Annotated in this window: 12 protein-coding genes; all 12 read left to right on the forward strand. The window is 41.1% G+C overall.

Annotated elements, in window-relative coordinates; genetic code table 11:
• The first annotated feature begins 866 nt into the window (after positions 1-866).
• The 12 genes from J7K40_11165 (at position 867) to J7K40_11220 (ending at position 14,734) form a co-directional block, all read left to right on the forward strand.
• Positions 867-1,451, forward strand: a complete 585-nt coding sequence (locus J7K40_11165) for a TetR/AcrR family transcriptional regulator (protein MCD6162955.1) — start codon at positions 867-869, stop codon at positions 1,449-1,451.
• 59 nt (positions 1,452-1,510) lie between these two features.
• Positions 1,511-4,498, forward strand: a complete 2,988-nt coding sequence (locus J7K40_11170; protein MCD6162956.1) for an MMPL family transporter — start codon at positions 1,511-1,513, stop codon at positions 4,496-4,498.
• 6 nt (positions 4,499-4,504) lie between these two features.
• Positions 4,505-5,614, forward strand: a complete 1,110-nt coding sequence (locus J7K40_11175; protein ID MCD6162957.1) for a hypothetical protein — start codon at positions 4,505-4,507, stop codon at positions 5,612-5,614.
• Positions 5,611-6,570 (forward strand): patatin-like phospholipase family protein, encoded by a 960-nt coding sequence (locus J7K40_11180; GenBank protein MCD6162958.1) that lies wholly within the window; start codon positions 5,611-5,613, stop codon positions 6,568-6,570. The genes J7K40_11175 and J7K40_11180 overlap by 4 nt, the downstream gene beginning before the upstream one ends.
• A 10-nt stretch (positions 6,571-6,580) precedes the next feature.
• A complete protein-coding gene (locus tag J7K40_11185) occupies positions 6,581-7,327 on the forward strand; it encodes an outer membrane lipoprotein-sorting protein (protein MCD6162959.1) in 747 nt (248 codons plus the stop codon).
• A 35-nt stretch (positions 7,328-7,362) separates the two neighbouring features.
• A complete protein-coding gene (locus tag J7K40_11190; protein MCD6162960.1) occupies positions 7,363-8,691 on the forward strand; it encodes a hypothetical protein in 1,329 nt (442 codons plus the stop codon).
• Between the two features lie 30 nt (positions 8,692-8,721).
• Positions 8,722-10,182 (forward strand): radical SAM protein, encoded by a 1,461-nt coding sequence (locus J7K40_11195; GenBank protein MCD6162961.1) that lies wholly within the window; start codon positions 8,722-8,724, stop codon positions 10,180-10,182.
• Between the two features lie 81 nt (positions 10,183-10,263).
• Positions 10,264-10,530: a hypothetical protein gene (locus J7K40_11200; protein ID MCD6162962.1), complete on the forward strand. Its 267-nt coding sequence runs from the start codon at positions 10,264-10,266 to the stop codon at positions 10,528-10,530.
• Positions 10,531-10,546: 16 nt separating this feature from the next.
• Entirely contained in the window at positions 10,547-12,232 is a 1,686-nt protein-coding gene (locus tag J7K40_11205; protein ID MCD6162963.1) for a ubiquinone biosynthesis protein UbiB, read from the forward strand.
• A gap of 29 nt (positions 12,233-12,261) precedes the next feature.
• Positions 12,262-12,726 carry a hypothetical protein gene (locus J7K40_11210; GenBank protein ID MCD6162964.1) on the forward strand — a complete coding sequence of 155 codons (465 nt, stop codon included), beginning with the start codon at positions 12,262-12,264 and terminating at the stop codon, positions 12,724-12,726.
• A 42-nt stretch (positions 12,727-12,768) separates the two neighbouring features.
• Positions 12,769-13,197 (forward strand): hypothetical protein, encoded by a 429-nt coding sequence (locus J7K40_11215; GenBank protein MCD6162965.1) that lies wholly within the window; start codon positions 12,769-12,771, stop codon positions 13,195-13,197.
• A gap of 547 nt (positions 13,198-13,744) precedes the next feature.
• Positions 13,745-14,734 (forward strand): ketoacyl-ACP synthase III, encoded by a 990-nt coding sequence (locus tag J7K40_11220; GenBank protein ID MCD6162966.1) that lies wholly within the window; start codon positions 13,745-13,747, stop codon positions 14,732-14,734.
• Positions 14,735-14,816 lie beyond the last annotated feature (82 nt).

Genomic DNA, 14,816 nt, shown 5'->3' on the forward strand with positions numbered 1-14,816 from the left:
GCCCCCCGTCATCAACCCTATTCAAAAAAAATTCAAATGATTTTCAAATCATCATCCTTAAGTGAACAGTATTGGGGCTAGCTGGTGCTCAAATGGTGCTTATTTTTGGTGTTAAGTTATACAGAGTTATTCAAGGTTATGCTATACTTAAATTATCATAATACCTTGAGCAATAATACGATAATGCTATAAGTCAATGAGTTGCAAAGGAAATAAAAAAGTTGGGGTACAGGGATTCGAACCCCGAAATCGTGTTGTATATCAACGAGTTGCGATAGGGGGTCTCAAAAAGGGATTATCTAAAATTGTTATTATAAACCATGAATATGGAATAATCTCGTCAAGTTAGATTGGGTATGATTCATCAATCAGGCTGTTGCTAAAAAATTATAAGTGGAAACTATATCAGTAAAACTAATAAATAAGCGACCTTCGGGTTATGAGTCTGTTCAATAGTCCTAACAACAGAAAGCACCAGACACTAATAGATAATAATAGCAAGGACTTACACGAGCAATTTTGTTTGATGCTTTCTCGTATTAACTATTGTTACTGCTTAGTTTGTTAGAAAAATGGATTTTTAAGACTAACAAACTTGGCTAAATTTAGTGGCCGAGGATCAATAGTTCTATACTCTTTATACCAGGAAAATAAGGGGATATTTCATATTCTTCAGCAATTCACCTATAACTCTGATTATTTTTTTAATCTTTTTTAAAAAAATAATTTTTTTCTTGACCTTTTTGCTAAAATGTTCGTATAATATAGACGATGGTAAGAATAACGTTTAATAAGTCTATTGCCAGTAATAAAGGCGGACTGAGATAATAACTTAAAAACCAAGGAATGGCAAGAAGGAATCCATTGTGGAACAAGCAGAAAGCGTTAAAAAACAAAATATAATCATCACTGCCCAGAGATTGTTTGGTCGTTTTGGGCTTAAAAAAACAACCGTAGAGGAAATTATCCGCTTAGCCAAAATCGCTAAGGGAACTTTCTATAAATATTTTCCCGACAAAGAAACCCTGTTTCTGGAAGTTGTTGAAAAAGAGAGTGTTAGTTTAATATCAGCTGTCCATGAAGCGGTGGCTCAAGCTCCAACCTCCCAGGAAAAAATGAAATCTTATCTTATAACCAAGGCTCGTAAAATCGCCGAGCTGGCCAACTTTTACCAGGTAACAAGAGAAAAAATTGACGAATATTGGCCGCAGATTGAAGGAGTCAGGGAAAAGTATTTAGACGAGGAACAGAAAATTGTGCATGGGATACTCCTCGACGGTATTTCAAGGGGGGAGTTGGAAATTGCAGACCCAGAACTTACTGCCTATGTTATTGTTATAGCTATAAAAGGGCTCGAATCTACCTGGATGATTAAAACAAGTCCGATAGAACTTGAAGAAGGAATAGAACTTCTTCTCGATATTTTATTCAAGGGAATATTAAGAAAATAATTTTTTTACTCTGATATGACGATAAAACAGATTTCGTCTAAAAAGAAAAGGATGCCCAAATGAAGAAATTCGCAAACTTTATTATCAGATTCCGGCTTCCCATACTTGTCGGGATTGTACTCTTGACAATCTTCTTTGCATATGAATTGACCAAGGTAAAAATAGACAGCGACATCCTAAACTACCTGCCGCAGGACGATCCTGTGGTCATACTCTTTCGGGAAATCGGTGAAAAATTCGGTGGAAACTCTCTGGCCATCATTGCTCTGGAAACTCAAGATGTGTTTAATCCTGCTACTTTAGCCAGAATCGATACTGTTACCTCAAGATTTCAGGCACTTCCCGAAATCAGCCAGGTGCTAAGCCTTACTGATATTCTCGATATTAAGAAAATTCCCGATGGTATTGAAGTTGGCAAACTTATCTCCAGCGGGCGCATTCCTCAAAACCCGGAAGAACTTCAAAAGTTGAGGGAGTATGCTCTTTCAAAGGAAATGTATCGTGATAATCTTGTCTCCTCAAACGGGCACATAGCCTTGATTATTGCCAGAGTTAGGGAGGATGCGGATAAGGGCAAGATAGCTAAGCAGATGAAAGAAATCGTACAAACTACTAAAGGGGATGAAAAAATATATTACGCTGGAATTCCTTTCCAGATGGTATTCCTTACAGATATTATCACCGGAGATCTCGGCAAACTTATTCCTCTTGTTTCACTGCTGGTAATATTAGTGCTCTATTTAAGTTTTGGCAGTATTCGAGGTGTAATCCTTCCATTGGCAACAGTGCTAATTAGCGCTATCTGGGTATTAGGTATAATGACTTGGGTGAAGATTGACCTCACGATAGCATCAGCCTCGATACCAGTACTACTAATAGCAATCGGCAGCGCTTATGGCATTCACCTGATTAGCAGATACAAAGAAGATGCGGCAACTCAATATGAAGAACTAAAATTGGATAGTATCCAGCGCTCCATAGCAAATATGGCACCTCCCATTATAATGGCCGCGGTTACTACCTTAATAGGTTTTTTAGCTTTCCTTTTTTCTTATTTAACCATGATTAAAGAATTCGGTGTGTTTGCCTCCTTAGGGATATTCTTTGCTATGGTGTTATCGTTGATATTTATACCGATTGTGCTTTCATATCTGTCTCCCTGGAAGCCTCGTTTGAATGCTAAAAAGCAACATGCTGCCTGGGTTACCAAATTTATGGATTTAATTGCTGACAAAATATTAGCATATAATAAGCTAATTCTTCTGAGTGGTGTTTTGGTGATAATAGCCGCTATAGTTCTTATCCCCCGATTGCATCGGGAAGTAAATATGGTAGAGTACTTTAAGCACGACAGCGAGATTCGCCAGGCAGAAGATATGATGGAGAGAGATTTCGGCGGCTCTATACCGGTGCAAATCTTAGTTCAAGGAGATATTAAGGATCCCCTGGTACTGAAACAGATGTACTCTTTTGAGAAATATCTGCGCACCCTTCCCTATATCAACGATCCTCAATCTGTGGCTGATCTGATCATTGAGCTAAATGAGCAAATGAATGATCAATATGGAATCCCGGATACCCGCGAAGGTATTGCTAATCTCTGGGTTTTTATTGATGGTAATAAAGTCATGGAGCAATTAGTTGCTGATAATAATACTCTTGCTCAAATCCAGGCTAAGATTGGAACGGTCAGCTCAACCCAAGTCATAGAGGTTGTGGACAGCATCAATCAGTATCTTGATATGAATGTTCCCCAAAAACTATTCAGATTGAATCTTGCAGCTTTACCTGATTCTATTCGAGTAAAAATACTAGATCATCAATTGTCCCAGGCAACCCAAATGATTTTATTTGATGCTGAGTATCAAGGGGTAAGCCAATTGGACTCAAATTTAGTTTTATCTGTATTAAGAACAGTCGATTCTCCTACAGTTCAACATCTTGACCTCCAAGAAATTGATACCATCAATCAGATTCTCACCGCTTATTTTCAGAGTGACGCGGCTGATATTATCATTGATGATAATTCAGTAATCCGGAGGGTGGTCTCAGGATTGTCGCCTCTCTTCACAGAATCTATTCCAACAGAGGATCAGATTATATCTATATTGCGTCAAAAGGTTCCATCACAAATGTATATTGATGACCCGGAAGCTATTGAATACGCAGCAATTGCCTTAAGGGGAATTATCGCCGAAGGTCGCTGTCGGATTATTGTCGATGATTTGGCAAATAAAATAACAGAGCTTACACCAGGTATTTCATTAACGGAATTACCCGATTTTCGCAAAGATATTCAGGGAAACATCTGGACGCTTGTAGAGCATAATACAGGTTTACAATCGAGCCAGATGCAGTTAGCGGGGCTTTCCGAGTCCTCGATTGATGATCAAGTGGAATTTACAACAAATCAAACAGGCATGCCTATTATTTTTAAAAACCTCGACTCAAACATCTTAAAAAGCCAGATTTTCAGCCTGTTGGCGGCAATGACATTTGTTTTCCTGCTTCTTACTATCCGTTTTCGCTCTTTTATCGGAGGTTTGATTTCTCTTGTTCCCATCACAGCAACTATTTTATGTAATTTTATCCTTATGGCAATTCTAAATATTCCCCTTGATACAGTCAGCGTAATGATAGGAAGTGTAGCTATAGGAATTGGGGTAGATTATACTATTCATTTCCTGACTCGATTCCAGAAAGAGTTCCAGGGCGGAAAATCAGAACAAGAAGCCCTTCGCGTAACTTTGGAAACTACCGGTAAGGCTATTCTTATTAATGCATTTTCAGTTATGATGGGATTTTTAGTTTTGATTTTTGGCAATATCGTTCCTATGCAGAGGTTTGGTTATCTGTTAGCATTTACAATGATTACCAGCGCTCTTGGAGCGATTACTTTATTGCCAGCGCTTATTTTAGTAACTAAAGCTCGCTTTATCGGAGAGTTTGATTCGACAATACACAATATTAGCCATCGCATCAATGACATAAAATCCTACGCCAATATGAAAAAAAATCTTGTAAAAAATCAACCCGAAGGAAAGTAGGCATTTATGCATATAATTCCGGTAAAAACAAAAAATGAAATAAAGGCTTTTCTGGAACTGCCATTCCAAATCTATCAAAATGATAAAAACTGGGTTCCTCCATTGAGAAAAGAAGTAGGAAAAGTTTTTAATCGTGAAGGTAATCCGTTCCTTGAGCATGCAAAAATCGAACGTTTTCTTTGTATGAAAAATAGTCGTGCCATGGGAAGGATTGCCGGTATTATTGATAACAATTACAACCTGTTTCACAATGAAAAAACCGCTTTCTTCGGATTTTACGAATCGATTGACGATTGCCGGGTTTCATCGATGTTATTCGATTCGGTATCAGCTTGGGCAAAAGAAGAAGGAATGGAGCGCTTAAGAGGACCATTAAACCCTTCAATGAATGCTGAATGCGCTTTTCTGCTGGAAGGGTTTAACAGACCTCCTGTGCTTATGATGCCCTATAATCCCCCCTACTATCTGGAATTGGCTGAAAACTATGGTTTCCGTAAAACCAAGGATCTTTATGCTTTTTACAAGGATAGCTCAAAAGGGATACCAGAACGTTTTGAAAGAGTTGTTAAGGTAATTCGCAAACGAACCGGAGTAACAGTCCGTCACCTTAATATGAAAAAGCTGACCGATGAAGTTAATATTATCAAGCAAATATATAATTCCTCTTGGGAAAAAAATTGGGGATTCGTTCCCATGACAGAAGCTGAAATGGATATGATGGTGAAGTTATTGAAACCTCTGGTCGTCCCGGATTTGGTGCTTTTTGCAGAACTGGAGGGCAAACCGGTAGGAGTTAGTATCTCTGTGCCCGATTACAATCAAGTATTAAAACATTTAAACGGCAGTCTTGGACTGCTTGGGATGGCGAAGTTTATTTATTATCGCCATAAAGTTACTGGACTGAGAGCATTGGTTTTCGGGGTATTAGAAGAGTATCGAAAAGCTGGCTTGCATGCCGTATTGTATTATGAGACAGAGAAAGCAGCCAGGCGTCTTGGGTATAAATGGTGTGAACTCTCCTGGAACCTTGAGGACAATGATGAGATAAACAAATTCGATGCTTCCCTTGGCGGTGAGGTATATAAAAAATACCGGATTTACGAGAAGGACTTATGAAAGATATCAATTTAAATCAACCCGTAGGATTGGCTTTGGGCAGCGGCTCTGCTCGAGGATTAGCTCATATTGGCGTACTGAAATATTTCGAGGATAACAATATCAAGGTCGGCTGGATTGCCGGGTCAAGCATGGGTGCTTTAATTGGTGCAGCCTATGCCTTGGGAATTTCAAGCAATGAAATGATTCAAATCGCCGAAAACCTTGATTGGAAATTAATGGTAAAGCTTTTTTCTCCTTCAATTTCCGGCCGCGGCATGATATCTGACCGATATCTAATCCCTTTCTTGCAATCATTGTATGGGGATGCGAAAATCGAAGACCTTAAAATCCCGTTTGGCGCTGTATCAACTGATCTCTATGCTGGCGAACGAATCGTCATCTCCCAAGGGAATCTTGTAGAAGCAGTAAGAGCCAGTATTTCCATACCGGTAATTCTCCATCCAATCAGAATCGGAAACCATACCTTGGTAGATGGCGGACTTGTGGACCCGGTGCCGGTTGAGGTAGTCAAGCAAATGGGCGCCGATCAGGTTATCGCTGTGGATGTAGCAATATCTCCCAAAAAAGCGATGAAAGATTCTGATGACATACAATATACATTAAGAGATAAAATTAGCGCAAAAATAAATCAAACGATTCCATCAGAAGGGCTTTATCAACGGATGGCTCGTTTCTTGCGGATGTCAGATGATGCTGTTAATGACAACCTCAACATCAAGTCTACTAGCGAGACAGATAAAATCCCTAACTTATTTAAGATATTCTGGCAATCGGTAACCATCGCCGAACAGGAATTAACTCGTCTTCATCTGAAAGTATGTCCGCCTGATGTCATCATAAAGCCAGATACCGGTTCTATACAATTATGGGAATTTGCCCGAGCCATGGAGGCTATAGAAGCAGGCGAAAAAGCGGCAAAGAGTAAACTGAAAAAACTAACAAATGAAAAATAAGGAGAATACAATGTGTACACCCAAAATTTACATTAGCGTATGTTTATCACTAATCATTGGATTTTATACAATTGGTCATGCTGCTGACCCTGTAAAGATCCTCCAAACGGTGGAAGATGTTTTGAATGCGCCTGCCGACCGAGAGGCAACCATAAAGATGCAGCTTATCGATAATAAAGAAAACACTAAAAATCGCGAATTAACAATTTTTCAAAAGGGACCTGAAAAACGATTGATTCGTTTCAATGCCCCAGCCGATGTCAAGGGAGTTGGATTCTTAGTTTTAGAGGATGATTTGATGTATCTGTACATGCCTGCTTTTGCTAAAATCCGCCGTATCGCCTCGCATGTAAAAAACGAAAACTTTATGGGAACAGACTTCACCTATGATGATATGGCGCAGAATGATTATGTAAAAAACTATACGCCGGTACTAAGAGAAGAAACCGACCAGCATTACATCCTGGAGCTAACGCCAAAACCTGAATCCGAGATTGATTACAGTAAACTGGTTATGTGGGCTAATAAACAAACCATGCTGCCGGATAAAGTCGAGTTTTATGATCGGTCGGATCGTCTCCTGAAAATTATGAACCAGACGGATACCGAAAAGCTTGATGGTTACTGGACACCTAAACATATCGAAATGGAAAATGTTCAGGATGAGCATAAAACCATTATGGAGATGACAGATATTAAACACGACCAGGGCATTCCTGATAAAAAGTTTACCCAACGCTATTTGAAGAGGCGCTAATTTTGACTAACTCTAACAGTAAAATGGAGCCTGAGATGAAAACATTTTTCCTTTGCGCTGGAATAATACTTACCATATTGGTTCTTACTACCAGCGTCATAGCTGAAACTAATATTGGCGGTTATATCAATACCGACAACCGGTATCGACCTGAAGGCAATGATAAGTATACATGGAACGAGAACCGTTTAGGATTAAAGATTACTGCAAGCGCAGACGGAGTCTCGGGATTTAGCGAACTTCGTTTCCGCAACTTTGGCTTTCCCGACATCCAACAAACAGGTCAGCTTCGTGACAGTGATTATATTCAGCCTTGGAGATTTGAACTCTATGAAGCGTATGTTGATATTTACGGTTTGCTCTTTGAAAATTTAGATATACGGGTCGGGAAACAGCGTATCGCCTGGGGCACAGCAGATAAGCTGAATGTGGTTGATAACTTGAACCCTGATGATTTCGAGGATATCCTGGATTTTAGCCAGAAACTACCAACTATGTCCCTCCGATTGGATTATTACCCCGGCGATTTTATTGTTACAGGAGTTATTATCCCGACTTTCACTCCGACAAGGTCAATGCCTTCAAGCTGGCAGGCACCTGTTTCATTCCCGCTCCCGCCGGAGTTGAGTTTACGGACTTTGGATGATGAGGTTATCTTGCCTGAAAACCGTCCTCAAGATTCTGCAATCTTAGGATTAAGAATAAAAAGGACTCTGCTGGATTATGACTGGTCGCTTTCTTATGTGTATGGCCGGGATGAGTGGGCGTTGCCAACCAAAGCAGAAATGATTGTAGTCGACACCCTTGATGTTGCGGATGTTCATTTGACCTTAGAATACCCCAGGCTGCAGATTATAGGAGCGGATATGGCTGGTACTATTGGTGATGTAGGTATATGGGCTGAGGGCGCTGTATTTCTCCCAGAGAAAAAGATATATACCAGCATAACCTCTCCTGATGAAACACAGGAGCAGCTTGCTTTAGATGATAAGCCTTATTTGAAATATGTTGTTGGCGGTGATTATACATTTAAAAACGGAATATATGTCAATGGCCAGTATTTACATGGATTTTATACTGACCGCGGCGTTGACAACATGGAAGATTATTTCCTTATCGCCTTTGAAAAGAAGTTCTTTCACGAAGACTTGAAAACCCGAATAGTCATGGCCGCTGAGGTTGCAGATTTCGATGATATAGAAAATCGTTCCGCCTACTTCGGAGGTCCGGAACTGACTTACTACCCTAAGGACAATGTAGAATTGGCTGCAGGTAGTTTTTTGCTGGCCGGAGATTCATCAACGCAATTCGGGCAATTTAAGGAAAACGATGAAATTTATTTTAAGGTAAAATATTCATTTTAAATTAAACTTTTAAACAAAGGAGCAACTAAAATGAACATCATTGATGTCATACCTCAAAAGGCTGAGGTCGGTTTATTAAACTTTGCCGCATCGACATCATTTCTTAGACCAACCGCAGCGAAGTTTTTAGATAAGATTGCCTATCATTACATTATCGAGTGTAATAATGACAATTATCCTATGGGAGTGCAGAGGGATAAAGTGGACATGGTGAAGGCAATGATATCTTCAGCAGAAAGAGGCCTTTCGCGGGATCTTATCGGAACAGATGCGCGGAATAAGCTGGCGGATGTTTTTCTAGAAAAGATTATGTTAAAGCCCGATGACATAAGCAAACAGTATATTGAAATACATGGCATGAGACCGCCAGGATTTATTGTTATCGCTCCTACCGGGCGATGCAACCTTGAATGTAAGGGTTGTTATGCCGGCAGTGACCCCTCGCGAAGAACAACAATGCCGTATGACATTGTCGACAGGATACTGGAAGAAAAGAAAAAACTCTGGAAAAGTCATTTTACAGTAGTTACCGGCGGAGAGCCTTTCCTTTACTATGACAAAGGGAAAAATATACTGGATATATTCGAACAGCACTCTGATCAGTATTTCCTTGTCTATACCAACGGGACCCTGATTACTCCTAAGGTAGCTAAGCGGCTTGGCGAACTGGGCAATGTTACACCGGCTATTTCTGTCGAGGGTTTCGAGAAGGAAACGGACGACCGTCGAGGTAAAGGTGTATTCAAAAGAATTTTAAAAGCCTTTGAGAACCTGCGTAATGCCGGCGTTCCTTTCGGCATTTCAACTACTGGCTTTAGACATAATTCCGAACGCATTCTTGATGACGAGTTTATTGATTTCTTCTTTGGACAACAGGGTGCATTATATCAGTGGCTTTTCCAATACATGCCTATCGGTCGCAGTTATACCCTGGAAATGATGGTTACCCCGGAACAACGTCTTAGCATGTATGAACGCACCTGGGAACTTGTTCGGGAACGGAGATTATTCATTGCTGATTTCTGGAATTCAGGTACGGTGTCTAATGGGTGTATCTCCGCAGGAGGCGGGTATGGCGGTGGATACTTTTATATTGATTGGAATGGAGCGGTTGCCCCTTGCGCCTTCAATCCTTTTTCGGTGCACAACATCAAGGACATCTATGCCAATGGAGGTGATTTGAATACCGTTGTTTTCTCTTCGCTGTTTAAAGATATCAGAGAATGGCAGCGCAAATACTTTTACGATAAACCAAATTATGAAAGAGGCAATTTACTAACGCCATGTCCGATTCGTGACCATCATCGAGAAATGCGGGCTATTATTGACAAAGACAATGCCGTGCCTATTGATGAAAATGGCGTTAAGGCGTTAGAGGATCCTGCTTATGGAAAAGGTCTGGCTGAATATGGAGATAAGGTTGGAAATATCTCCTGTCCTATCTGGGAAGAACAATACCTGACATCCAAAATGAGAAAGCAGTCAGCATAGATAAGAGGATGCAATTACCGGAGTTGCTGAAGCTATGTGCATAGAGAAAATAACCATGTCAGATATTATTAACAAAGTTTTTTGGCTGGAATAGGTGCTATCTCTTTTAGCCGCGATAAAGTAGAAAGCTTCATCGACGATTTAGTAAAGCGTGGTGAACTGTCGCAAGAGGAAAAAATAGGGATGCTTTCAGACCTGCTTGAATCTGTTGAAAAACGTCAAGCAGAGTTGGGCGAATTCATTCATAAGGAAATCCGACAGATATTGAAATCCTTGGATATACCAACGCGGGCAGAGATTATCAAACTGAAGAAAGAAATCGAACATCTCAAAAAATCAAACTACTGACGGAGAGGATATCTAAATGGGTTTATTCTCGATTAATCGTAATTGGCAACATATGCGCCGTTATCGGCAAATCCTTGGCATTCTCTTGAAGTATGGATTTGGCGATGTAGTGGATGTTACTCGCAAGGACCTTATAAGTCGCTTTGGCGATAAGATTGTTCCCTTGTTTGGTAAACATGTTGATTCCTCAATGTCGAGGGCAAAACGGTTGCGGTATGCAGCCGAAGAACTCGGCCCAACTTTCATCAAACTGGCTCAGGTTCTCAGCATGCGTCCGGATCTCGTCCCACCTGATGTCGCCGCCGAGCTTCGGAAGCTCCAAGATGAGGTTGCTCCAATTTCTTACGAGGAAATCCGAAACATCATTAAAGAAGAATTGAACCAAGAGCCTGAAACGGCTTTTCTCAGAATTGACGGCCAACCTCTGGCTGCAGCCTCTATCGCTCAAGTCCATCGGGCTGTGCTTCCTGATGGCAAGCAGGTTGTTTTGAAAGTCCAGCGTCCGGGAATCCAAGCTGTCATCGATGTTGATTTGGAAATCCTTTCCGACATTGCCGGAATCCTTACGCGCCATTCTCGGAACTCGCTAATCTATAATCCTGAAGGTGTAATTGAGGAATTTAATCGTTCGATCCATCGGGAACTCGACTTTATTTCAGAGGGGCACAACATCCAGCGGTTCGGACGGATGTTTGCAGATGACCCCACGGTTTTCATTCCTACATTTTACTCCACACTAAGTACAACTCGTCTGCTGGTGATGGATTACGTAGATGGGGTCAAAGTCTCCCGGCTTGATGAAATAGAGAGAATGGGACTCGATCGTGTAATAATCGCAAAACGAGGTTCGTTGCTTATACTAAATCAAGTCTTCGACCATGGTTTCTTTCACGCCGACCCCCATCCGGGTAATATAATGGTGCTCAGCGGAAATGTCATTGCACCACTCGACTATGGCATGGTCGGCAACTTGGATGAATCGACCATAGACGCACTCGGGAGTGCGCTGGCCGGTATGATACATAAGGATACTCATAGAATACTCCGAGCATTTAAGGTATTGGGCATTACTCAAGACGTTAAAGACAAGAATTCTCTTAGGGCGGATCTCAACGACTTTATAAGTCGCTATTATGAGGTACCTCTTAAAGAACTTCAGGTTAGTACTCTCCTAAAAGAAATTTTCGAAATTGTGCGAAAGCACCAAATGGTTCTTCCCTCGAACCTTTCGCTGATGTTGAAGTCTTTGGTTACAGTGGAAGGATTAGGGCAGCTGCTTTATCCTGAGTTCGATATGGTATCAGAAGTGCGGCCGTATATCAGACGGATAACGTTACGGCGCTATGACCCGAGACGCCGCTTCAGAAATATGCTATCCGTATTGGATGACCTGTCGCAACTCGCCGAGGAGCTTCCCCAAGGCATACGTGACACGCTGAACAAGATCAACAGAGGTGAATTGCGGATTCAGTTCGAACACCGAAATCTTGAAAATTTTACGAAAGAACTCAACCAGAGCTCAAATCGAATCTCTTCAGCAGTGATTATTGCGGCTCTGATTATCGGCTCATCATTGGTAATGCAGGTTTCAGTAGGACCAAACTTTTTTGGATTCCCTTTGCTGGGAGTCCTTGGTTACATTGTAGCATCTATGTTGGGTTTAACGCTTCTTTGGAATATTTTTAGGTCAAAACGTCAATGAAGAATAAATAGAATTGAAGGGATTAACACATGGTTACTGAAGAGACGATAAAATCAACTGAGCGTACGCTTACAGAAGCCAAACAACTTATGGGCAAGGTTCAAGGACAAAACGAGGATTGGCCTGGTGTAGGTGCATTTCAGAAAGATATAACTGAAGCCAGTACACTTCTTAGCCAAATGCAGCAGAGCCTTTCTAATATCTTTGTAGAGTTTATGCGTGATCAAAATGAGCATCCTGATTCAGACAGGGAGATGATAGTAAGTCAGGATTTCAGTAAGGCGTATAGTCTGATTAGCAAACTCTATAATGCTGTTAATCAGGTTCATCTCTTCTTAGATAAAGGATTGAGCCAGAAAGATGCGCTGATAGAAACAGAGAAGTATCTGAAACAGCTATTAAACCACTCCGTGATAGCGAGGGATCACCTTAACGAGGTTGGCCATGATTGTGCACATTTGAAGCTGAAGGGAGGTGATTTGAGTCAGAAATAAGGAAGATAGACAGTTTAAACAGAATTATAAAAGAGGTGAGTCATGAAAGAAGAAGACAAGGTAGCCCAAGCTGTCAGGGAAGCCATGCTAAAGGCGGCTAAGAACGGTGAAAATGTTAAGGCAAGGGTAGGTGAAATTTCCAGAGAAGCTGTTAAGAGTGCTTTGGAAAAAACAGAACTTACCAGAGATTCGGTTAAGGAAACAGCTCAAGGTACTATGAAGGGAGTAATTAATGCTGCTGGGATTGTCAAAATAGAAGCTTCGGAGCTCGTAAAAGAAGCCTCCAAAGGTATATTTGAGGGCACTAAACAGGCTGGTGGTGAAGCTGCTGATTTAACCAAACATGCCGCGGATGCAACTTTGGAAGCAGCTAAAGAAGCTGGTAGTAAGGCAGTGGAAATGACCAAAAGTGCCTTTAAGGGATTTCTTGATGGTACAAAAGACATCCTCAAAAAGGAAAAAGAACAATAAAACATACACTGTGTAATATGGGGGTGGGGTAAAACCTACCCTGAGCTACTTGTTGAGGGTCATTATTCTTACTGATGTGAAACATCTTTCAATCGAGGCATCGCTAAGAACTGAAGGGAAAATGGATTGATGAAAATGGCATTAAGGCGTTAGGGGATCCTGCCTATGGAAAAGGTCTGGCTGAATATGGAGATAAGGTTGGAAATATCTCCTGTCCTATCCGGGAAGAACAATACTTAGTTCCCGAGCGAAAGAAAATGGCAGGATAGAAACAAAGATAGTATAGGAATATCTGAATGAATAACATACTGGGGATCGTCGGAATAATAATATTTCTGGCGGGATTTGTTGTGTCCATCTTGCCTGGAACTATCATCAGGCATTTGAATTTGGTGGATTATATAAGTGAAGGACGGATAAAAGTTTTAGGATATATCTTTGGAGTGATAGGGATTACCTTCATAATTATTTCAAAGATAGGATAATAGTGGAAGTAATAAGAAGCAGAAAACTTTATGCAATAATTTAGACTTTGGGAGATTAACTTATGGGATTAGGGCTAAAGGCGAGAATAATCGGAACAGGATCATATGCTCCATCTCGTCGAATGACCAATACCGATCTGGAGAAGATTGTAGATACTTCTGATGAATGGATAATCAGCCACACCGGAATCAAGGAGCGGCGGATAGCCGATGATAGTATAACCACCTCTGATATGGCGGCGATAGCTGTTCAGCGAGCTATGGACATGTCTCGGTGCTCACGTGAAGAGATGGACATGATAATAGTGGGAACGTTCACTCCCGATTATCGCTTGCCTTCAACAGCATGCGTAATTCAGGAAAAAGTTGGACTACCTAACGCTGTGGCATTTGATGTTGTATCAGCCTGTGCCGGTTTTTTGAATGGTTTGGTCATTGCAGCATCGCTTATTGAATCCGGAGCCTATAAGAAGATTATTGTTGTGGGAAGCGAGAAACTTTCATCCATAACTAACTATAAAGATCGCAACACATGCGTCTTATTTGGTGATGCCGCTGGCGCAGTAGTTGTTAGTGGAGATAACAACGGCAACGGAATTTTGTCAACGTTCATGAAATCCGACGGAACAATGCGTGAATTACTCTGGATCCCAGCTGGTGGCACCAAACAGCCTTACACACCTGATTTTGCTCTTGATGGCTCGGATAAACTTTGTATGAAAGGTACAGATGTTTATAAATTTGCAGTCCGCGAGATGTACAACTCTTCTATAAAAACGATTGAGGACGCAGGACTGAATCTATCTGACATATCATTAGTAATCCCGCATCAAGCCAATATGCGTATTATTCAAGGGCTGGCTAAACGATTGAAAGTTAGCATGGATAAGGTGGTTGTGAATATTTACAATTATGGAAATACCTCATCAGCATCGATTCCCCTGGCTCTGGACGAGGCAAATCGTGCAGGACGACTGAAGCGGGGCGATAACGTGCTTATGGTTGCTTTTGGAGGCGGTTTAATATGGGCTTCAGCGGTAATGAGGTGGTGATAATGTAGAAGCACTGCATGCAAAAGGGTATAACCCCTTCAAAACTGCCAACCGACGCTATAAGAAGCATAGGTGTACAGAT

The sequence above is a fragment of the Candidatus Zixiibacteriota bacterium genome, assembly GCA_021159005.1.
GTDB lineage: Bacteria > Zixibacteria > MSB-5A5 > UBA10806 > 4484-95 > JAGGSN01.

Bases quoted from the DNA above. Each gene is read 5' to 3' on its own strand.
- J7K40_11170 (MCD6162956.1), top strand. From the start codon at position 1,511: ATGAAGAAATTCGCAAACTTTATTATCAGATTCCGGCTTCCCATACTT.
- J7K40_11180 (MCD6162958.1), top strand. From the start codon at position 5,611: ATGAAAGATATCAATTTAAATCAACCCGTAGGATTGGCTTTGGGCAGC.
- J7K40_11205 (MCD6162963.1), top strand. From the start codon at position 10,547: ATGGGTTTATTCTCGATTAATCGTAATTGGCAACATATGCGCCGTTAT.
- J7K40_11185 (MCD6162959.1), top strand. From the start codon at position 6,581: ATGTGTACACCCAAAATTTACATTAGCGTATGTTTATCACTAATCATT.
- J7K40_11195 (MCD6162961.1), top strand. From the start codon at position 8,722: ATGAACATCATTGATGTCATACCTCAAAAGGCTGAGGTCGGTTTATTA.
- J7K40_11175 (MCD6162957.1), top strand. From the start codon at position 4,505: ATGCATATAATTCCGGTAAAAACAAAAAATGAAATAAAGGCTTTTCTG.
- J7K40_11210 (MCD6162964.1), top strand. From the start codon at position 12,262: ATGGTTACTGAAGAGACGATAAAATCAACTGAGCGTACGCTTACAGAA.
- J7K40_11220 (MCD6162966.1), top strand. From the start codon at position 13,745: ATGGGATTAGGGCTAAAGGCGAGAATAATCGGAACAGGATCATATGCT.
- J7K40_11215 (MCD6162965.1), top strand. From the start codon at position 12,769: ATGAAAGAAGAAGACAAGGTAGCCCAAGCTGTCAGGGAAGCCATGCTA.
- J7K40_11190 (MCD6162960.1), top strand. From the start codon at position 7,363: ATGAAAACATTTTTCCTTTGCGCTGGAATAATACTTACCATATTGGTT.